Annotated in this window: 20 protein-coding genes; 13 read left to right on the top strand and 7 right to left on the bottom strand. The window is 59.5% G+C overall.

The window, feature by feature from the left end:
- Positions 1-105 precede the first annotated feature (105 nt).
- The gene (locus tag AS136_RS14215) at positions 106-1,152 is read left to right on the top strand and encodes a MerR family transcriptional regulator (protein ID WP_012541336.1); all 1,047 of its coding nucleotides are present in this window, start codon (positions 106-108) and stop codon (positions 1,150-1,152) included.
- Here AS136_RS14215 and dauA read toward each other — a convergent pair whose 3' ends face one another.
- The 4 genes from dauA to lolB form a co-directional block, all read right to left on the bottom strand.
- Positions 1,153-2,832, bottom strand: a complete 1,680-nt coding sequence (dauA, locus tag AS136_RS14210; RefSeq protein WP_071787626.1) for a C4-dicarboxylic acid transporter DauA — start codon at positions 2,830-2,832, stop codon at positions 1,153-1,155.
- A 250-nt stretch (positions 2,833-3,082) separates the two neighbouring features.
- Positions 3,083-4,030, bottom strand: a complete 948-nt coding sequence (gene prs, locus AS136_RS14205; protein WP_002910407.1) for a ribose-phosphate diphosphokinase — start codon at positions 4,028-4,030, stop codon at positions 3,083-3,085.
- Between the two features lie 183 nt (positions 4,031-4,213).
- A complete protein-coding gene (ispE, locus tag AS136_RS14200; protein ID WP_012541338.1) occupies positions 4,214-5,062 on the bottom strand; it encodes a 4-(cytidine 5'-diphospho)-2-C-methyl-D-erythritol kinase in 849 nt (282 codons plus the stop codon).
- Positions 5,062-5,673: a lipoprotein insertase outer membrane protein LolB gene (lolB, locus tag AS136_RS14195; RefSeq protein WP_023322859.1), complete on the bottom strand. Its 612-nt coding sequence runs from the start codon at positions 5,671-5,673 to the stop codon at positions 5,062-5,064. Before lolB ends, ispE begins: the two co-directional genes overlap by 1 nt.
- A 271-nt stretch (positions 5,674-5,944) precedes the next feature.
- Between lolB and hemA the strand changes: the two genes are divergently transcribed.
- From hemA to kdsA, 6 genes are read left to right on the top strand one after another with little or no spacing between them, the layout of a single operon-like run.
- On the top strand, positions 5,945-7,201 hold the full coding sequence (hemA, locus tag AS136_RS14190) for a glutamyl-tRNA reductase (RefSeq protein WP_012541339.1): 1,257 nt from the start codon (positions 5,945-5,947) through the stop codon (positions 7,199-7,201).
- Between the two features lie 42 nt (positions 7,202-7,243).
- On the top strand, positions 7,244-8,326 hold the full coding sequence (gene prfA, locus AS136_RS14185; RefSeq protein WP_008804387.1) for a peptide chain release factor 1: 1,083 nt from the start codon (positions 7,244-7,246) through the stop codon (positions 8,324-8,326).
- On the top strand, positions 8,326-9,174 hold the full coding sequence (prmC, locus tag AS136_RS14180; protein WP_023322858.1) for a peptide chain release factor N(5)-glutamine methyltransferase: 849 nt from the start codon (positions 8,326-8,328) through the stop codon (positions 9,172-9,174). The genes prfA and prmC overlap by 1 nt, the downstream gene beginning before the upstream one ends.
- Positions 9,174-9,566 (top strand): invasion regulator SirB2, encoded by a 393-nt coding sequence (sirB2, locus tag AS136_RS14175; protein ID WP_008804389.1) that lies wholly within the window; start codon positions 9,174-9,176, stop codon positions 9,564-9,566. The genes prmC and sirB2 overlap by 1 nt, the downstream gene beginning before the upstream one ends.
- 3 nt (positions 9,567-9,569) lie before the next feature.
- Entirely contained in the window at positions 9,570-10,382 is an 813-nt protein-coding gene (gene sirB1 / locus AS136_RS14170) for an invasion regulator SirB1 (RefSeq protein WP_008804390.1), read from the top strand.
- 39 nt (positions 10,383-10,421) lie between these two features.
- Positions 10,422-11,276: a 3-deoxy-8-phosphooctulonate synthase gene (gene kdsA, locus AS136_RS14165; protein WP_002910393.1), complete on the top strand. Its 855-nt coding sequence runs from the start codon at positions 10,422-10,424 to the stop codon at positions 11,274-11,276.
- Between the two features lie 87 nt (positions 11,277-11,363).
- Here kdsA and chaA read toward each other — a convergent pair whose 3' ends face one another.
- Positions 11,364-12,464, bottom strand: a complete 1,101-nt coding sequence (gene chaA / locus AS136_RS14160; RefSeq protein WP_008804391.1) for a sodium-potassium/proton antiporter ChaA — start codon at positions 12,462-12,464, stop codon at positions 11,364-11,366.
- A 263-nt stretch (positions 12,465-12,727) separates the two neighbouring features.
- Between chaA and chaB the strand changes: the two genes are divergently transcribed.
- Positions 12,728-12,958 (top strand): putative cation transport regulator ChaB, encoded by a 231-nt coding sequence (gene chaB, locus AS136_RS14155; protein WP_008804392.1) that lies wholly within the window; start codon positions 12,728-12,730, stop codon positions 12,956-12,958.
- A gap of 136 nt (positions 12,959-13,094) precedes the next feature.
- Positions 13,095-13,775, top strand: coding sequence for a gamma-glutamylcyclotransferase (locus AS136_RS14150; RefSeq protein ID WP_004203203.1), 681 nt, complete (start codon positions 13,095-13,097; stop codon positions 13,773-13,775).
- Between the two features lie 217 nt (positions 13,776-13,992).
- On the opposite strand, the gene AS136_RS14145 is transcribed toward AS136_RS14150, so the two are convergent.
- Together AS136_RS14145 and AS136_RS14140 are read right to left on the bottom strand one after the other, a co-directional pair.
- The gene (locus tag AS136_RS14145; RefSeq protein WP_002910387.1) at positions 13,993-14,235 is read right to left on the bottom strand and encodes a DUF1883 domain-containing protein; all 243 of its coding nucleotides are present in this window, start codon (positions 14,233-14,235) and stop codon (positions 13,993-13,995) included.
- Positions 14,236-14,473: 238 nt separating this feature from the next.
- Positions 14,474-14,827, bottom strand: coding sequence for a DsrE/DsrF/TusD sulfur relay family protein (locus AS136_RS14140; protein WP_012541343.1), 354 nt, complete (start codon positions 14,825-14,827; stop codon positions 14,474-14,476).
- Between the two features lie 68 nt (positions 14,828-14,895).
- Here AS136_RS14140 and nasR point away from each other — a divergent pair, with 68 nt between their 5' ends.
- From nasR to AS136_RS14120, 4 genes are all read left to right on the top strand, one after another.
- Entirely contained in the window at positions 14,896-16,077 is a 1,182-nt protein-coding gene (gene nasR, locus AS136_RS14135) for a nitrate regulatory protein NasR (RefSeq protein ID WP_023322857.1), read from the top strand.
- A 242-nt stretch (positions 16,078-16,319) separates the two neighbouring features.
- Positions 16,320-17,576, top strand: a complete 1,257-nt coding sequence (locus tag AS136_RS14130; protein ID WP_032733486.1) for a CmpA/NrtA family ABC transporter substrate-binding protein — start codon at positions 16,320-16,322, stop codon at positions 17,574-17,576.
- A 1-nt stretch (position 17,577) separates the two neighbouring features.
- Positions 17,578-18,462 (top strand): nitrate ABC transporter permease, encoded by an 885-nt coding sequence (ntrB, locus tag AS136_RS14125; protein ID WP_008804396.1) that lies wholly within the window; start codon positions 17,578-17,580, stop codon positions 18,460-18,462.
- A gap of 9 nt (positions 18,463-18,471) precedes the next feature.
- On the top strand, positions 18,472-19,260 hold the full coding sequence (locus AS136_RS14120; RefSeq protein WP_004145418.1) for an ABC transporter ATP-binding protein: 789 nt from the start codon (positions 18,472-18,474) through the stop codon (positions 19,258-19,260).
- Positions 19,261-19,263 lie beyond the last annotated feature (3 nt).

Raw genomic sequence — 19,263 nt, 5'->3', positions numbered from 1 at the left:
GCTGCTAAGGTTGCTGCCAAAATGAATAGCAAATGAGGTTTTCGCTTGACCCTGACGTTACGTGAGGCAGCAGAGTAGCGGACCTGGCCACAGAGAGGAGCAGTCATGTTAATTCAGGTGGGAGAGCTGGCGAAGCGCGCCGGAATGACGGTGCGTACGCTGCATCATTATGAACAGACGGGGCTGTTAACGCCTTCGGCCAGAAGCGAGGCGGGCTATCGGCTCTATAACCTGTCCGCGGTTCAGCGCCTGCATATGATAAAGGCGCTGGCGCAGGCCGGGCTGACGCTCGCCACCATCAAGGACTATCTCGATCGGCAAACGCTGTCGCTACCCGAGCTGCTGACGCAGCAGATAGAGACGCTCAACGCCCAATTGCGCGATGTCGGCAGGCTGCGCGACCGGCTGTTGGTGCTGCGCGAGGCGCTGGCGGGCGGCAATGAACCCGATCTGGAGTCCTGGCTACAGACGCTGGAGTTAATGAAAATGTACGATCGTTGGTTTAGTCAACAGGAGTTAGCCGCGCTGCCGTTTGCGGCACAGGATGAACAGCGCGCGCAGGCGTGGCGCGAGCTAACAGAGGAGGTGCAGACGCTGATGGCGAGCGGCTGCCCGACGGACAGCCCGCAGGCGATGAGTCTGGCGACGCGCTGGATGGAGCGCCTGGAGCAGGATACGGCAGGGCGCCCGGAGTTTCTGACCCGCCTGAACGAGATGCATGCCGCCGAGCCGCAAATGGTTGAACAGACTGGCGTCACCCCGGCCATCATCGCCTTTATCACCGAGGCCTTTGCCGAAAGCAAACTGGCCATCTGGGCGCGTTACCTCGACGACGAGGAGATGGCGTTCACCCGCCGGCACTATTTCGACCGGCTACAGGAGTGGCCTGCGCTGGTGGCGAAGCTGCATCAGGCGTGCCGGGAGGGCGTAGCGCCGGACTCGGCGTCGGGTCAGGCGCTGGCCCGGGCGTGGCTTGAACTGTTTCAGTCCTATGCCGGTACCCGGCCGCAGACGTTGCAGAAGTTTCGTCGGGCAATGGAGCAGGAGCCGCATTTGATGAAGGGCACCTGGATGACGCCGGCGGTGCTGAGCTGGCTGCAGCAGGCGACCGGAGCCTTGATGCGGCAGGCGCAGGGGCCTGCCGCCGGGTGATCACAGGTCAGCCAGCGCGGCCTGACGATCGGGGTAGAAGCTCAGGCGTCCGGGCAGCGGCTTGACGCCGGCGCGCGCTAACGTGCGCAGCGGCTGAAACTCGAGGTTAGATACGCGCAATTCACAGCCTTCCGGCAGTTTGTTCACAAAGCGCTGGAAGGCATCCAGACCACCGGCGTCGAGAACCGGCACCGCGTCCCATTTCAGCACCACGATGCGCTTGCCGGCGATCCGGGTCTCCAGGTCGTTGAACAAGCCTTCGGCGGCGGCAAAGAACAGCGGCCCAATCACCCGCAGCACCAGCACATCGTCTGGCACCTCGACGTTGACCGGCGCCAGATGGGTCATGCGCGCGATACGGCGCATAAACAACAGCGAGGCCAGCACGATCCCGACGCTGATGGCAATCACCATATCAAACAGCACCGTCAGCGACATGCACATCAGCATCACCACGATGTCGTCTTTCGGTGCGTGGCGCAGCAGGTTGATCACTTTATGTGCCTCGCTCATGTTCCATGCCACCATCAGCAGCAGGGCGGCCATCGCCGACAGCGGCAGCCAGGAGAGCAGCGGGGCGAGGATCAGCAGCGCCAGGATCACCAGCAGGGCGTGGATCACGGCGGCCACCGGCGATGTGGCGCCGGCGCGGACGTTCGCCGCCGAGCGGGCAATCGCCGCGGTGGCAGTGATCCCGCCGAAGAACGGCGCAACGATGTTGCCCAGCCCCTGGCCAATCAGCTCGCTATTGGCTTTATGCTTGGTACCGGTCATGCCATCAAGCACCACCGCGCACAGCAGAGACTCAATGGCGCCGAGCATCGCCATGGAGAAGGCGGCAGGCAGCAGAGCCTGCAGCGAGGCCCAGCTCAGGGTAAAGTTTGAACCCGGCATATCCCAGGGGAGTACCAGCTGCGGCAGCAGCTGTGGAATGCCGTTGCCCTGAGTGCCGTCTGCCAGCTGATAGTGGAACTGCGAGCCAATTGTGGCGACATCGCCGCCGAGCAAATTAACCACCAGCATCACCGCGCAGCCGGCCAGCAGCGCCGGAAGGTGGCCCGGCAGACGGATACCCAGCCGCGGCCAGAGGATCAGAGTGCCGAGAGTGACGACGCCGATGGCGGCATCGCCGGGGTTAATCGTTGGCAGGGCCATCGCCAGCGCCGCCACTTTCTGCAGGTAATGCTCCGGCACATGGGGCATCTGCAGGCCGAGGAAGTCTTTAATCTGCATGGTACCGATGGTGATACCGATCCCGGAGGTGAAACCGAGAGTCACCGACAGCGGGATATATTCGATCAGACGGCCAAAGCGCGCCAGACCAAAGAGAATTAAAAAGATCCCCGACATCAGCGTCGCCACCAGTAGCCCCGCCAGACCAAACTGCTGGGAAACCGGATAGAGGATCACCACAAAGGCGGCGGTCGGACCGGAAACGCTAAAGCGCGACCCGCCGGTTAAGGCGATCACAATCCCTGCCACCGCTGAAGTATAGAGGCCGTACTGCGGCGGCACACCGCTGCCAATCGCCAGCGCCATCGCCAGCGGAATCGCAATGATCCCGACGGTGATCCCGGCGATCAGGTCGCGGGTAAAGCGGGCGGTGGTGTACTTTTCTTTCCAACAAGCGTCGATGAGGGCGCGGAAAGGCATCACATGTGAGGAAAATAATCTGTTCACAATAATGTTTCATCCATGAGCGCATCATCTGTCAACTAAATGGCAGGTGAAGGAGGCATTGGTCATTTCCACGTCATCCTTCGGGATGCCTCTGTGTTGGCTGCGTTCATTTACCCCGGTCACGTACTGCCTGTACGCTCCCGGGGATTCATTCACTTGCCGCCTTGACGCATGCCGAATGATTTTGTGGAAGAATTAAAAATTCAGAGACAAAAAAACCCGCCGCAGCGGGTTTTTATGCTCGGCTCGATTAATGTTCGAACATAGCAGAGATAGATTCTTCATTGCTGATACGGCGAATAGCTTCAGCCAGCATACCGGAGAGCGTCAGAGTACGCACTTTATCCAGCGCTTTAATTTCGGGTGCCAGCGGAATGGTATCGCAAACGACAAATTCATCAATCACAGAGTTTTTGATGTTCTGGATAGCGTTACCGGAGAAGATCGGGTGCGTTGCGTAAGCGAATACGCGTTTCGCGCCACGCTCTTTCAGCGCTTCTGCCGCTTTACACAGGGTGCCGCCGGTGTCGATCATATCGTCGACCATCACGCAGTCACGACCAGCCACGTCGCCGATGATATGCATCACCTGGGAGACGTTGGCGCGCGGACGGCGCTTGTCGATGATAGCCATATCGGTATCATTCAGCAGTTTAGCGATAGCGCGGGCACGCACGACGCCGCCGATGTCCGGAGAAACCACAATCGGGTTGTCCAGGTTCAGCTGCAGCATATCTTCCAGCAGGATTGGGCTGCCGAACACGTTATCAACTGGCACATCGAAGAAGCCCTGGATCTGTTCTGCGTGCAGGTCAACGGTCAGCACGCGGTCAACGCCGACGCTGGACAGGAAATCTGCCACCACTTTCGCGGTGATTGGCACACGAGCAGAACGAACACGACGGTCCTGGCGAGCATAACCGAAGTAAGGGATAACGGCGGTGATACGACCTGCCGAAGCACGACGCAGAGCATCAACCATAACAACCAGTTCCATCAGGTTGTCATTGGTGGGAGCACAAGTGGACTGGATGATGAAAATATCACCACCGCGTACGTTTTCATTGATTTGTACGCTGACTTCGCCGTCGCTAAAACGACCTACAGCGGCGTCGCCAAGAGAAGTGTACAGGCGGTTGGCAATACGTTGTGCTAGTTCCGGGGTGGCGTTACCAGCAAAAAGCTTCATATCAGGCACGAGAAGAACCTCAGGCATGCGTCCAGTGGTGGATGAGTGGGCCAATAATGTGCGGGCTGGCGCCATTCGATCCAGTCGGTGTATTTAAAGAGCACGATGCAACGTCTGGAACAGGGTGACGTTGTCACCGTAACTCAATTTCCCCGGTTGACTCGTCATCGTTGCGCCATCACGGCGCAGGATTCAGAGCAGGGCCTGCTTGAGCGGCGAAAGGTTAACTCCGCGCGCCACAAAGCCGTTTAGCCATGCCGGGGCAGTGTCCAGCACCTGACGGGCAGCGGATTCGGTGTTAAATTCAGCAAACACACAGGCCCCTGTGCCGGTCAGGCGTGACGGCGCATATTCTAACAGCCAGGAAAGCGCTGCATCAACCTCGCGAAAACGTTTTCTTGCGATAAGCTCGCAATCGTTGCTGAATTCACAATTTAATAACGTATTAATTGACCGGCGCGGGGTATTTCGTGGTAGCTCCGGATCGCGAAAAATGACTGGCGTCGGAATACTGACCCCCGGGTGCGCCACCAGGTACCATTTTTCCTCGGGCTCCACCGGCGTCAGAATTTCGCCGACCCCTTCGGCAAAGGCGGCATGACCGCGCACGAAGACCGGCACATCGGCCCCCAGCTGAAGGCCCAGGGTCGCCAGCTCCTCTTCCGAGAGACCGCAGCCCCAGAGATGGTTGAGCGCCACCAGCACGGTGGCGGCATTGGATGAGCCGCCGCCCAGGCCGCCGCCCATCGGCAGGCGCTTGTCGACACTGATATCGGCGCCGCTACCCGCCGGAAGGCGGTCGCTTTCGCTGGCGGCACGCATCAGCAGACGCGCGGCGCGAACGATCAGGTTCTCCTCGTCCGGCACGCCGGCCACCGGCGTCAGCAGGCGCAGTTGACCGTCAGTTCGCGGTTCGATGGTCAAGGTGTCGCCATAGTCGAGAAACTGAAACAGCGTCTGCAGGGTATGGTAACCATCGGCCCGCTGGCCGGTGATATATAAAAACAGATTCAGTTTTGCAGGAGAGGGCCAGCGGCTCATCATTTCACGATCCAGTTATCCATCTTCAGCTTGATGCGCTGAGCGCCATTGTTCAGCTCGACATTAGACGGCAGGGCTGGCTGGGTATCGCTGGTGTAGCCGCCGTAGGTGACGTGCCAGGTTTTGCCATTTTGCGTGTAGTTAAGTTCACGCAGACGGTACTGATCGTCCAGCGAATAGTCGGTGGCGTCGCCCGGCAGGCCGATGATCCACTGGCGCAGGCTGTTCAGCGGGATCGGCATCCCGGTCAGGCGGCCGATCATCTCTTCGGCATCGGTGGCGGTGTAGGTCTGGCCTTTGTTATCGATCAGCTGCACGCTGCCTGGCTGCGCGGTCAGCGACAGCTCGGTGCTGCCCAGCGGGTTGGTCAGCAGCAGGCGATAGCGGTCCTGGCCGGTCTGTTGCCAGAAGAAGCGAGCATAGACTTTTTGCTCATCGGAAAGATAGGCAAACGCCCCGCGAGTCTGGAACTGGTTGAGGCTGCTAACAGCCTGCTGGTGCTGACGCCACTGCGGCGAATCCGGGCTTTTGCCAGGCCCTTGCGGCGTATGAAGAGAACAGGCGGTGAGGACGAGGCTGGCCAGCGGCAGCAAGCGGAACAGTCGATTCATAATGATGACAAATCCTTGATGTCTACAGGGAAAAACGGCGGCAGGGGAACAGCGGGCCGATTTGTGTAGCAGGTTACATTTATAACCTTTAATGCTAGCGTCGCCGGGCGATAGCGTCTACGTTCAAGTTGTCTGAAATCAAAAAATTAACGTTAATGGCGGTCTTGCTTTGGCTATTACTCCAAAAGGGGAGCCTCTCTTTTATTGATTACGCGCATCCTGTATGATGCACTCAGACTAACCTTAGCAACGCTGGTACTACTCCCTCACAATGACCCTTTTAGCTCTTGGCATCAATCACAAAACAGCGCCGGTCGACCTGCGAGAACGCGTGACGTTTTCGCCGGAAACGCTCGATCAGGCGCTGGAGAGCTTGCTGGCTCAGCCGATGGTGCAGGGTGGGGTAGTGCTGTCGACCTGCAACCGCACGGAACTCTATCTCAGCGTCGAAGAGCAGGACAATCTGCAGGAAGCGCTGATCCGCTGGCTGTGCAACTATCACGGCCTCAACGAAGAAGACCTGCGTAAGAGCCTCTACTGGCACCAGGATAATGACGCCGTCAGCCATCTGATGCGCGTCGCCAGCGGCCTCGATTCGCTGGTGCTGGGCGAGCCGCAGATCCTCGGCCAGGTGAAAAAAGCGTTTGCTGATTCCAGCCGCGGTCATCTTAACGTCAGCGAACTGGAGCGGATGTTCCAGAAATCGTTCTCGGTGGCAAAGCGTGTGCGTACCGAAACCGATATCGGCGCCAGCGCCGTTTCCGTCGCGTTCGCCGCCTGTACCCTGGCGCGGCAAATCTTTGAATCGCTCTCCAGCGTCACCGTGTTACTGGTCGGCGCCGGTGAAACCATCGAACTGGTGGCGCGCCATCTTCGCGAACATCACGTGCGCAAAATGGTGATTGCCAACCGCACCCGCGAACGCGCCCAGGCGCTGGCGGACGAAGTGGGCGCCGAGGTGATTGCCCTCAGCGATATCGACGAACGGCTGAAAGAGGCCGACATTATTATCAGCTCCACCGCCAGCCCGCTGCCGATCATCGGCAAAGGCATGGTGGAGCGCGCGCTTAAGGCGCGGCGTAACCAGCCGATGCTGCTGGTGGATATCGCCGTTCCGCGCGATGTCGAACCGGAGGTCGGCAAACTGGCCAACGCCTACCTTTACAGCGTCGACGATCTGCAAAACATCATTCAGCATAACCTGGCGCAGCGTAAAGCCGCGGCGGTGCAGGCGGAATCGATCGTCGAGCAGGAGACCAGCGAATTTATGGCCTGGCTGCGCGCGCAGAGCGCCAGCGAGACGATTCGCGAATACCGTTCTCAGTCTGAGCAGGTCCGTGAGGAGCTGACCGCGAAGGCGCTGGCCGCGCTGGAGCAGGGCGGTGATGCCCAGGAAATTATGCAGGATCTGGCCCGCAAGCTGACCAACCGCCTGATCCACGCGCCAACCAAATCTCTTCAGCAGGCCGCCCGTGACGGGGACGACGAACGCCTGCATATTCTGCGCAACAGCCTCGGGCTGGAATAGCGCACCTTTCTCTTATTTTCAGGACAGGGTGAATTCACGCCTATGAAGTCTTCTATTGTTGCCAAACTGGAAGCGTTGTACGAGCGCCATGAAGAAGTGCAGGCGCTGCTCGGCGATGCCGCGACGATTGCCGATCAGGATAAATTCCGCGCGTTGTCGCGGGAATATGCTCAACTGAGCGATGTGGCGCGCTGCTATACCGACTGGCGTCAGGTGCAGGAGGATATCGAAACTGCGCAGATGATGCTCGACGATCCGGAGATGCGCGAAATGGCGCAGGAAGAGCTGCGTGACGCCAAAGAAAAAGGCGACCAGCTGGAGCAACAACTGCAGGTACTGCTGCTGCCGAAAGATCCCGATGACGAGCGTAACGCTTTCGTGGAAGTGCGCGCCGGAACCGGCGGCGACGAAGCGGCGCTGTTTGCCGGCGATCTGTTCCGCATGTACAGCCGCTACGCCGAATCGCGCCGCTGGCAGGTGGAGATCCTCAGCGCCAACGAAGGTGAACACGGCGGATTCAAAGAGGTGATCGCCAAATTCAGCGGCGACGGCGTTTACGGTCGGCTGAAATTTGAATCCGGCGGCCATCGCGTGCAGCGTGTGCCGGCCACCGAATCGCAGGGGCGTATTCATACCTCCGCCTGCACCGTGGCGGTGATGCCGGAGCTGCCGGAAGCCGAAATGCCGGACATTAACCCGGCGGATCTGCGCATCGATACTTTCCGCTCCTCCGGCGCGGGCGGTCAGCACGTCAACACCACCGACTCAGCTATCCGTATTACTCACCTGCCGACCGGCATCGTGGTGGAGTGTCAGGACGAACGTTCCCAGCATAAAAACAAAGCCAAGGCGTTGTCAGTGCTGGGGGCGCGTATCCGCGCCGCCGAAGTGGCCAAGCGTCAGCAGGCGGAAGCCTCCACGCGCCGTAACCTGCTGGGCAGCGGCGATCGTAGCGACCGTAACCGCACTTACAATTTCCCACAGGGGCGCGTGACCGACCACCGCATCAACCTGACGCTTTATCGTCTGGATGAAACCATGGAAGGCAAACTCGATATGCTGATTGAGCCAATTGTTCAGGAATATCAGGCCGATCAGCTGGCGGCGCTGTCCGAGCAGGAATGATGACCTTTCAGGCCTGGCTGCAGCAGGCGATCGCCCGCCTGCGTGAAAGCGACAGCCCGCGACGCGATGCCGAGATCCTGCTGGGACATGTTACCGGCCGGGCGCGCACCTGGATTTTGGCCTTCGGCGAAACGACGCTGTCCGCTGACGAGGCGACGACGCTGGAGGCGCTCCTGCAGCGACGTCAGCGCGGAGAACCCATTGCCCACCTGGTTGGGCAGCGTGAGTTCTGGTCGCTGCCGCTGTTCGTCTCCCCGGCGACGCTGATCCCCCGACCGGATACCGAGTGTCTGGTGGAGCAGGCGCTGGCGCGACTGCCTGCCGCGCCGTGCCGTATTCTCGACCTCGGCACCGGGACCGGCGCCATTGCTCTGGCGCTGGCCAGCGAGCGTCCGAATTGCGAGGTCACCGCGGTGGATGTGATGCCGGACGCCGTGGCGCTGGCATTGCGCAATGCCGCTCATCTGGACATCGCTAACGTGACGATACGGCAAAGCGACTGGTTTAGCGCGCTGGCCGGGCAGCGTTTTGCCATGATCGTCAGTAATCCACCCTATATCGACGCCGCCGACCCGCATCTCGCCGAGGGCGATGTGCGCTTTGAGCCGTTGACGGCGCTGGTTGCTGCCGATCAGGGGCTGGCGGATCTGGCGCAGATTATCCGCGAGGGACGGCAGTATCTGCTGCCCGGCGGCTGGATGCTGCTGGAGCATGGCTGGACCCAGGGCGAGGCGGTTCGCGCCCTGTTCCGCGAAGCGGGCTATCTCGACGTCGCGACCTGTCGCGACTATGGCGACAATGAACGTCTGACTCTCGGACGTTTACCCGACATGGAGAACGTTGGCTGATGAACTTATTCACGGCTGTCCTCTACCTGCACATCGCCAGCGTGGTGGTGTCGGTAGGATTGTTCGTTTTACGTTACTGGTGGATGTATCATCAGAGCCCGCTGCTGAACCAGCGGTGGGTGCGAATTGCGCCGCACTGCAGCGATACGCTGCTGTTTCTCAGCGGTGCGGGTTTAATGGCGATAACGCACTACCTGCCGTTCACCGAAGACGGCGCATGGCTGACTGAAAAGCTGTTTGGCGTTATCATTTACATCGCATTAGGTTTTATCGCGCTGGGCCGCCGTCGTCCGCGCAGCCAGCAGAGCCGTTTTATCGCGTTCCTGCTGGCGCTGGTGGTGTTGTTTATTATCATTCAACTCGCCATCACAAGAATACCGATACTGGGGTAGGGCATGGGGTCATTAGCGGATTTCGAATTTAACAAAGCGCCATTGTGTGATGGCATGGTCCTCATTTCTGAACAGGTCCGCGACGATTTTCCGTCGCGTTTTGTCGAGGAAGAGCTGCAGCGGCTGCTGCGCCTCGCGCAGGAGGAGATTGCGCCGTCGTGGGACCAGGAGCGCCAGATTGAACGCCTGCTGGCGCTGTTTTACGACGAGTGGGGCTTTGGCGCTTCGCAGGGCATTTATCGTCTTTCCGACGCGTTATGGCTGGATAAAGTGCTGGTCAACCGTCAGGGGAGCGCGGTGTCGTTAGGCGCGATCCTGCTGTGGATCGCCCAGCGCCTGGCGCTGCCGGTGGTGCCGGTGATCTTCCCGACCCAAATGCTGTTGCGTGCGGATCCGGAAACCAGCGAAGAGATGTGGCTGATTAATCCGTTTAACGGCGAGACCCTCGACGAACATACCCTGGAGGTATGGCTGAAGGGCAACATCGGGCCGGTGGCGGAACTGTTTAATGAAGATCTCGACGAAGCGGATAACGCCGAGGTGATCCGCAAGCTGCTGGACACCCTGAAGTCGGCGCTGATGGAAGAGCGGCAGATGGAGCTGGCTCTGCGCGCCAGCGAAGCGCTGCTGCAGTTTAACCCGGAAGATCCGTATGAGATCCGCGACCGCGGGCTGATATACGCCCAGCTGGACTGCGATCACGTGGCGCTGTTGGATCTGAGCTATTTCGTTGAGCAGTGCCCGGAGGATCCGATCAGTGAGATGATCCGCGCGCAGATCAATACGATTTCGCACAAACAAATTACATTGCATTAGTCTGGAACCATTCCGGTTACACCCTGATAAGGCGAACTTATGAAACAAAAAGTGGTTAGCATTGGTGATATCAACGTAGCGAACGACCTGCCGTTCGTGCTGTTCGGCGGGATGAACGTGCTGGAGTCGCGCGATCTGGCGATGCGCATCTGTGAACATTACGTCACCGTTACGCAGAAGCTTGGCATCCCCTACGTCTTCAAAGCCTCCTTTGATAAAGCCAACCGTTCCTCCATCCACTCCTATCGTGGTCCGGGTCTGGAAGAAGGGATGAAGATTTTCCAGGAGCTGAAGCAGACCTTTGGCGTGAAAATCATCACCGACGTTCATGAAGCCAGCCAGGCGCAGCCGGTGGCTGACGTGGTGGACGTGATCCAGCTTCCGGCCTTCCTCGCGCGCCAGACTGACCTGGTGGAAGCGATGGCCAAAACCGGGGCGGTGATCAACGTCAAGAAGCCGCAGTTCGTCAGCCCGGGTCAGATGGGCAATATCGTCGATAAGTTTATCGAAGGCGGTAACGACAAAGTGATCCTCTGCGACCGCGGCGCTAACTTCGGTTACGACAACCTGGTCGTGGATATGCTCGGCTTCGGCGTGATGAAGAAAGCCTCCAACAACTCGCCGGTTATCTTCGACGTCACCCACGCGCTGCAGTGCCGCGACCCGTTTGGCGCTGCCTCCGGCGGTCGCCGCGCGCAGGTGAGCGAGCTGGCCCGCGCCGGTATGGCGGTAGGTATCGCCGGTCTGTTTATCGAAGCGCATCCGGATCCGGACCACGCGAAATGCGACGGCCCGTCCGCGCTGCCGCTGGATAAACTGGAGCCGTTCCTCAAGCAGATGAAAGCGATTGACGATCTGGTGAAAAGCTTCGACGAGCTGGATACCAGCAAGTAAGCCTGAACGCATCACAGAAAAAGCCTGCCGGTGTTAACACCGGCAGGCTTTTTTTTCGCCCGGACTCCGCCGGGCGGGTAAGCGGGGTCAGGCGAAAATGGTCATCAGATAGGCGGCGAACAGCGCCAGGTGGGCCGCGCCGTTCAGCACATTGGTGCGCCCGGTGGAGAAGGAGATATGGCACAGCACCAGCGAGGCGACCATCACCACCATCTCCGGGGCGCCAAGGCCAAAGCGCAGCTCATTGCCGGTCAGGAAGGCGATGAGGGTGACCACCGGGACCGTCAGCGAGATGGTGGCCAGTACGGAGCCGAAAAACAGGTTCATCGCCCGCTGTACCTGATTGTTGAGCACCGCTTTGAGGGCGCCAAGGCCTTCCGGCGACAGGATCAGCAGGGCCACCAGGAAGCCGGTAAAGGCCACCGGGGCGTTCATGCTGGTCAACAGCGTTTCCAGCGGATTGGCGTTCATTTTGGTGACCGCGATCACTGCCACCAGGTGCACCAGCAGCCAGGCGGTATGCCACCCGCTGCTGTGGGCAGACGGTTTACCGTGGTGCGGGTCGTCATCGTCGCTGTCGTCTTCATGTTCATAAACAAACAGACTCTGATGGGTTTTGGTTTGAATCAGCAGGAAAACGCCGTACATGGCCGCCGAGATCACCGCCACCAGCAGCGATTGCCCGGTGCTGAAGTTTGCGCCCGGCAGCGCCATCGGAAAGACCAGCACGATAATCGCCAGCGGAAACAGGGCGATAAGATACTGCTTAATGCCGAACAGATTCATATATTGGGTGGCAAATTTACGCCCGCCCAGCAGCAGAGAGAAACCGACAAGACCGCCGGTGACGATCATAATAATGGAGTAGAGCGTATCACGCATCAGGGTCGGCGCGGCGTCACCGGTGGCCATTAACGCCGAGATCAGACTGACCTCAAGGATAACCACCGACAGGCTGAGGATCAGGGAGCCATAGGGCTCGCCCAGGCGGTGGGCGAGGACGTCGGCGTGGCGGACCACGCTGAAGGCGCTGCTTAAAATACCGACCAGCGCGAGGATATTAATTGCGATAACCACTGGCAGTGACTGGCTGCTGCCCCAGAAAAACAGCACCGCCAGCGCCAGCACCGGAAAGACGAGGGAAGACTCCTTATGGCGGGTTTTTACCGCCTCATGTGCATGGGTCATGAACCATCTCCATTTATGCAGGTGTTATAATTATAAAAACGTAGGGCGGTAAAGTAACAGATTTTGATAAATTACCGCTGGTTTTTTACTTAAATTTACGGGTATCGAGTGATATCTTGATTAGTTTATTATAATTTATGTTTACCACTATTTAGTTCTTACTATTCAGATAATTACTAAAATAATTTTTCTACTCATTTTGACCTTGATAGCCAGCCGCTTGCGTACCAGACTTAAATTTAATGCTCAAACAGGAGGTCAGTATGCCCTATCGCAATAAACAAGAACTCCCCGACAGCGTTCAGCATGTTCTGCCTGCTCATGCGCAGGAAATTTATAAAGAAGCGTTTAACAGCGCCTGGGATCAATATAAAGATAAAGATGAGCGGCGCGATGACGCCAGCCGCGAAGAGACGGCGCACAAAGTCGCCTGGGCGGCGGTGAAGAACAGTTACGAGAAAGGCGATGATGATAAGTGGCATAAGAAAAAATAATTGCTGACGCCGCTTTTATGCTTGCCAGCGCCCCGCTGATTGCTTATTGAAGGATAAAGCTGGATAATATTTCAGCAATATTGACGGATGCATGAGACGAACGCCGGGAAGCGGGCAGTGGCGGAGGTAGTAAACAGTGTTAACTCGTGATTTCTTAATGAATGCGGATTGTAAGACAGCGTTTGGCGCTATTGAGGAATCGCTACTCTGGTCGGCAGAACAACGTGCAGCCTCGCTGGCGGCGACGCTGGCCTGCCGCCCGGATGATGGCTCAGTATGGATCTTTGGCTACGGTTCGCTTATCTGGAACCCGGCGCTCAATTATCGCGAGTCCTGCACCGGTACGCTGCCGGGCTGGCACCGTGCGTTTTGCCTGCGGTTGACCGCCGGGCGCGGTAGCGCCTGCCAGCCGGGACGTATGCTCGCTCTCAAAGAGGGCGGCCGAACCACCGGCGTCGCCTATCGTTTGCCTGACGACACGCTGGAAGAAGAGCTGACCCTGCTGTGGAAGCGGGAGATGATCACCGGCTGCTATCTGCCCACCTGGTGCAAGCTGGAGCTGGACGACGGACGGACGGTGAATGCCCTGGTGTTTATTATGGATCCGCGCCATCCACTGTTTGAACCGGATACCAGCGCCCAGGTTATCGCCCCGCTGATCGCTCGGGCCAGCGGGCCGCTCGGCACCAACGCCCAGTATCTGTTTTCGCTCGAGCAGGCGCTAAGCAAGCTGGGGATGCACGACGCCAGTCTCGATGACCTGGTGGCCAGCGTACGCGCGCTGTTGGGCGAGAGTCCGACGCCGGGCCTGGCCTGAGCGCGCGCAAAAGAAAACGCCCGGCATGGCCGGGCGTCCGATTGCTGACCAGTAAGGAAAAAGCGTGGTTTTTCCTTACTGGTGGTTATCAGCCGAAAATCAATAAATTGATTTTCCCTGTTATTTTTCTGGTGCAATCTGCAAGTACAATGATTGCATGAGGTTTGTCATGAATCTCACGCCCGGCACGGCCGGGCGTGTGTTCTGATAGTAACTGTCAGGCCGGAACGTAGCTGATGGAGTGCTCCAGTGACTGGCTGTGACTGTCGATAAGCACGTTCCAGGTGCCGCTGTAGGGCACCGTCAGATAGGCGCTATCCCGATCCTGCACGCTCAGAATATCCGCATGGCTATCGCCCGGGACCTTCGCGCTCATTAGATGAATATGGCAGCGCTCTGAACACCGCACCACCAGTGTGTCACCACCAAATAACGTCAAACTTGCTTTAACCATCGCCATTTTTGTACCCCGTTTCTGTCCCGCTACAGCATCCTGCCCACCCAGTCCTCGCGTGATATTGTTCACACTTTGCTCTGTGCATCACACCAAACGGCGCGGGCCGGGATGCTGATTTTGATCAAAAAAAGGGATAAAGATTAAACAAAAATGACGTTGTTCCTGAAAGCATTCAGCTAACGTTTTTTTTGTCTCTTCAAGCGCCAATACGTGACATTTCATCCCGTTCGACGGCCTACATTCAGAAGGTCAGCACTTTATCTGCCGCCAGCGTCCACTGGGCCAGCTCAACCAGAGTACCGACCTCCACGCCGTCAATCAGCGGTAGCGCGCTGACGCCGCGGCCGTCCGCGCAGGTTTTGCACAACTTCACCGGCACCTGCTGGGCGGTGAGGATCTCCAGCATCTGCTGCACATTATATCCTTCCGCCGGCTTCTGCCCGCGCAGCCCGGCGGTGACGGCGTCGGACATCAGAAACAGCTTGAGATCGAGGTCGGACTGTTGCTCGCGCAGGGCAATGGCCAGGCGCAGGCTGTTGAACAGGGATTCGCTGCCATAGGCGGCGCCGTTGGCGATAATCACAATACGTTGCATACAAACTCCTTCTTAAAGGCACGGTTATTGCTTTACCGCAGTATAAAGCGTTAACCCGGAGGAGGGGTATGAATAATACGACTGGTCACGTGCACGATGAGACGGCCTGGCTGCAGCTGGCGCGTCGCCTGCAAAAACAACAACTTCAGCAGCTTAGCCAACTGGGGGAACTGGCCAGCCAGCTCAGCGCGCTGGTGCATATGCTGCAGTGTGAGCGCGGGGCATCGAATATTTTTCTTTGCTCGGGCGGCCAACTGTATGCGGCGGAGTGTCGGGCGGGCGGGGCGCTGGTTGATGAGCGGTTAGCGCTGTTCTATGCCAGCCTCGAACGGGCACGTACGGTCGCCGGCAGCGCGCTGTGCTGGCGCATCGCCAGGGCGGTTGGCGATCTGCTGCAGCTTCCGGCGCTGCGTGAGCAGATCGCCTGCCGGCAGATTGCCGCGGAAGCCGCGACGGAGCAGTTCAGCCGTGTCATCCGCCATCTGCTGAACATCGTCCCGCAGCTCAATGACAGCATTGACGATCCGCCGGTGGCCGGCCGCATGGTCGCGCTGTACAGCTTTATGCAGGGTAAAGAGCTGGTGGGTCAGGAGCGCGCGCTGGGCGCTCTGGGCTTTACCCGCGGCGAGTTCAGCGACAGCCTGCGCCAGCAGTTGGTGGACCGTATTGACGGTCAGCAGCCCTGCTTCGATAGCTTTCAGGCGCTGGGCAGCCCGGCGACCGTCCAGCTGTTTATCACCCAATGCCAGGCCGGCCTGGACATTGAGCAACTGCGGCGGATCGCCTGTACCCGCCAGCCGGCCGCCGACGGCGGGGAAACGGCGCTGCGCTGGTTTGGCCTGCAAACCCAGCGGCTTGAACACCTGCGCGAAGTGGAAGAGCAATTGATCGACGATCTGCTGAACGCCACCGACGCGCTGTTAGTGGACGACGCGCCTGGCTGGCTGGCCGGCGAGGAAGTCGATACCCTGACGCCGCATCTGGATAAACAGCTGCTGCCGCTGGTGCGCCAGCAGGCCTATGAGCTGCAGCAGCTCTCCAGCCAGCTGGCCTCGCTGAAAGACGCGCTCGAAGAACGCAAGCTGATCGAAAAAGCGAAAAGCCTGCTGATGACGCACCAGGGAATGCAGGAGGAGCAGGCCTGGCAGACGCTGCGCAAGATGGCCATGGACAAAAATCAGCGCATGGTTGAGATAGCCCGCGCGCTGCTGATGGTGAAGGCGATTTGGCCGCTAACACCAAAGGAGTAGATGCACAATCGATGGGCATTCTCTGCCTGTCGGCGGTGCACTTTTACGTGAAAAACCGGCCAGCGTAGGGAAAAAGCCTGCCAGTGCGCCATTGCCAAAGCTGGCATCCCGTTTGCATTACTTATTGAGTGAATAAAAGTCCGGACAACGAACCAATGGCGGTTCGGGTGTCCGTGGATAAAGGCGTCCTGCAGTGCGTATGCACTGTCGGACGCTTTTTTTTTGCGCGTGGTGGAGCGGATATGAGCGACAAGTTTTCAATTTCCCGGCGGCGCTTGCTGCAGGCAGGGGCCGCGCTGGGCGGCGCGATGCTGCTGCCGGGGGTGATGCAGGCCGCATGGGCCGGCGGATCGGACAAACCGGAGCAAACCCGCGTGCGGGTCGGATTTATTCCACTGACCGATTGCGCGCCGCTGGCTATCGCCGCGGCGAAGGGGTTTGACAAAAAGTATGGCATCACCCTGGTGGCGAGTAAGGAAGCCAGCTGGGCGGCGGTGCGCGACAAGCTGGTGGCCGGCGAGCTGGACGCGGCGCATATTCTCTACGGCCTGCTGTACGGTCTTGAACTGGGGATCGCCAGCAAGCCGCAGGCGATGGCTAATCTGATGACCCTCAACCGCAATGGTCAGGCCATCACCCTCTCCGGTGAATTGCAGGAGAAAGGGGTAACCGACCTCGGCGGGCTGAAACGGCTGATCGACCGCAGCGCGCCGGGCAGCTACACCTTCGCCCATACCTTTCCCACCGGCACCCATGCCATGTGGCTCTACTACTGGCTGGCGAGCGCCGGCATCGATCCCTTTAACGATGTGCGCACCGTCGTGGTGCCGCCGCCGCAGATGGTGATGAACATGCGCATCGGCAATATGAGCGGCTTTTGCGTCGGCGAGCCGTGGAACGCGCGCGCCATTAACGACCGCATTGGCTTCACCGCGGCCACTTCCCAGGATATCTGGCCCGAGCATCCGGAAAAGGTGCTGGGCACCCGTCGCGACTGGGTGGAACGTAACCCGAACACCGCCCGCGCGCTGGTGGCGGCCCTGATGGAGGCGCAGCGCTGGATCGCCGCCTCGCCGGAGAACACTCAGGAGACGGCCCGCCTGCTCGCCAGACGTGGCTGGCTCAATACCAAGGAACAGTACCTCACCGGCCGGATGCTGGGGGAGTATGACAACGGCCTTGGCCGCCGCTGGCAGGATGCCCATCCGATGCGCTTCTGGGCCGGGGGCGAGGTGAGTTTCCCCTGGTTGTCGGACGGAATGTGGTTCCTCACCCAGTTCCGCCGCTGGGGACTGCTGAAGCAGGCTCCGGATTACCTCGCGGTGGCGTCGCGCATTAACCGCATCGACGTCTGGCAGGCTGCCGCCCAGGCGGTCGGCGGGATCAGCGCCCCGGCAGCCACGATGCGCAGCAGCACACTGATGGACGGTACGGTCTGGAACGGGTCTGACCCGGAAGGCTACGCCCGCCATTTTGCCATTCAACGTAAGGGGGCATGAGATGAAGCAGGCACAACGTAAGCAACCGGTCGTCAGCGTGGAGAACGCGCCTGGCGAAGTGATTATCCTGCCGCCGGTGCAGGTCCGGCGCACCACGCCAACCGTCACGCGCTGGCTGCGTGAGCTCATTCAGCGCCTGCTGCCTCCGCTGTTGGGGTTGGGGGTGCTGCTGCTGGCCTGGCAGCTGGCGGCGATGCACAGCAAAGGTTTTCCCACGCCGCTGAGCACGCTGGACTCGGCGCTGACGCTGTTTGCCGATCCGTTCTATCAGGACGGGCCCAATGACATGGGCATCGGCTGGAACGTGCTGGCCTCCCTGCAGCGCGTGGCGGTGGGCTTCGGCCTGGCGGCGCTGGCGGGCATTCCGCTGGGGTTTTTGATCGGCCGTTCGCTGTTCTTCGCCCGCATGTTTAATCCGCTGATTGCCCTGCTGCGCCCGGTCAGCCCGCTGGCCTGGCTGCCGATTGGCCTGCTGCTGTTCCAGAAGGCGGAGCCGGCCTCCAGCTGGACCATTTTTATCTGCTCCATCTGGCCGATGGTGATCAACACCGCGGAAGGCGTGCGGCGGATCCCGCAGGACTATCTCAACGTCGCCCGCGTCCTCCAGCTCTCAGAGTGGACGGTGATGCGCAAAATTCTCTTTCCGGCGGTGCTGCCGGCGGTGCTCACCGGCGTGCGTCTCTCCATCGGCATCGCCTGGCTGGTGATCGTGGCGGCGGAAATGCTCACCGGCGGGCTGGGGATCGGCTTCTGGATCTGGAACGAGTGGAACAACCTCAATGTGGAAAACATCATCATCGCCATCGTCATTATCGGCGTCGTCGGCCTGCTGCTGGAGCAGGGTCTGATGCTGCTCGCCCGCCGCTTTAGCTGGCAGGACAAATAAGGAGCCAACATGAAACCATTAATTCAGGTGCAGGCCGTCAGCCAGCGCTTTAACACTGCCAGCGGCGAGTTCCTGGCGCTGCAGAATGTCTCCTTCGATATCGTCGAAGGGGAGACCATCAGTCTGATCGGCCACTCGGGCTGCGGAAAATCGACCCTGCTGAATCTGATCGCCGGGATCACGACGCCCACCGAGGGCGGACTGCTGTGTGATAACCGGGAAATCGCCGGGCCCGGGCCGGAGCGGGCGGTGGTTTTCCAGAACCACTCGCTGCTGCCGTGGCTGAGCTGTTTCGATAATGTGGCGCTGGCGGTGGATCAGGTGTTCCGTCGCACCATGAGCAAGAGTGAGCGCCGGGAGTGGATCGAACACAACCTGGCGCGCGTGCAGATGGGGCATGCGCTGCACAAACGGCCCGGGGAGATCTCCGGCGGCATGAAGCAGCGGGTAGGTATCGCCCGGGCGCTGGCGATGAAGCCGAAGGTGCTGTTGCTTGATGAGCCCTTCGGCGCCCTGGATGCGCTGACCCGCGCTCACCTTCAGGACACGGTGATGCATATCCAGCAGGAGCTTAATACCACCATCGTCATGATCACCCACGACGTTGATGAAGCGGTGCTGCTCTCGGATCGGGTGCTGATGATGACCAACGGTCCGGCGGCGACGGTCGGTGAGATCCTCGCGGTCGATCTGCCGCGTCCGCGTCACCGCGTTCAGCTGGCGGACGACAGCCGGTATCACCATCTGCGCCAGCAGATCCTGCATTTTTTGTATGAAAAACAGCCGAAAGCGGCGTAAGGA

Origin of the sequence: Klebsiella sp. D5A (assembly GCF_001620885.1) — a bacterium.
GTDB lineage: Bacteria > Pseudomonadota > Gammaproteobacteria > Enterobacterales > Enterobacteriaceae > Klebsiella > Klebsiella variicola.
The sequence above is the reverse complement of the archived record's forward strand: the minus strand, read 5'-3'. Positions and strand labels throughout refer to the sequence as shown.

What these genes read in the sequence shown, in the direction of transcription:
- sirB1 (WP_008804390.1), top strand. Translation starts at nt 9,570, where the DNA reads ATGGGGTCATTAGCGGATTTCGAATTTAACAAAGCGCCATTGTGTGAT.
- prmC (WP_023322858.1), top strand. Translation starts at nt 8,326, where the DNA reads ATGACCTTTCAGGCCTGGCTGCAGCAGGCGATCGCCCGCCTGCGTGAA.
- AS136_RS14130 (WP_032733486.1), top strand. Translation starts at nt 16,320, where the DNA reads ATGAGCGACAAGTTTTCAATTTCCCGGCGGCGCTTGCTGCAGGCAGGG.
- ntrB (WP_008804396.1), top strand. Translation starts at nt 17,578, where the DNA reads ATGAAGCAGGCACAACGTAAGCAACCGGTCGTCAGCGTGGAGAACGCG.
- lolB (WP_023322859.1), bottom strand. Translation starts at nt 5,673, where the DNA reads ATGAATCGACTGTTCCGCTTGCTGCCGCTGGCCAGCCTCGTCCTCACC.
- prfA (WP_008804387.1), top strand. Translation starts at nt 7,244, where the DNA reads ATGAAGTCTTCTATTGTTGCCAAACTGGAAGCGTTGTACGAGCGCCAT.
- AS136_RS14145 (WP_002910387.1), bottom strand. Translation starts at nt 14,235, where the DNA reads ATGGCGATGGTTAAAGCAAGTTTGACGTTATTTGGTGGTGACACACTG.
- AS136_RS14140 (WP_012541343.1), bottom strand. Translation starts at nt 14,827, where the DNA reads ATGCAACGTATTGTGATTATCGCCAACGGCGCCGCCTATGGCAGCGAA.
- kdsA (WP_002910393.1), top strand. Translation starts at nt 10,422, where the DNA reads ATGAAACAAAAAGTGGTTAGCATTGGTGATATCAACGTAGCGAACGAC.
- AS136_RS14120 (WP_004145418.1), top strand. Translation starts at nt 18,472, where the DNA reads ATGAAACCATTAATTCAGGTGCAGGCCGTCAGCCAGCGCTTTAACACT.
- chaB (WP_008804392.1), top strand. Translation starts at nt 12,728, where the DNA reads ATGCCCTATCGCAATAAACAAGAACTCCCCGACAGCGTTCAGCATGTT.
- nasR (WP_023322857.1), top strand. Translation starts at nt 14,896, where the DNA reads ATGAATAATACGACTGGTCACGTGCACGATGAGACGGCCTGGCTGCAG.
- sirB2 (WP_008804389.1), top strand. Translation starts at nt 9,174, where the DNA reads ATGAACTTATTCACGGCTGTCCTCTACCTGCACATCGCCAGCGTGGTG.
- chaA (WP_008804391.1), bottom strand. Translation starts at nt 12,464, where the DNA reads ATGACCCATGCACATGAGGCGGTAAAAACCCGCCATAAGGAGTCTTCC.
- ispE (WP_012541338.1), bottom strand. Translation starts at nt 5,062, where the DNA reads ATGAGCCGCTGGCCCTCTCCTGCAAAACTGAATCTGTTTTTATATATC.
- hemA (WP_012541339.1), top strand. Translation starts at nt 5,945, where the DNA reads ATGACCCTTTTAGCTCTTGGCATCAATCACAAAACAGCGCCGGTCGAC.
- AS136_RS14215 (WP_012541336.1), top strand. Translation starts at nt 106, where the DNA reads ATGTTAATTCAGGTGGGAGAGCTGGCGAAGCGCGCCGGAATGACGGTG.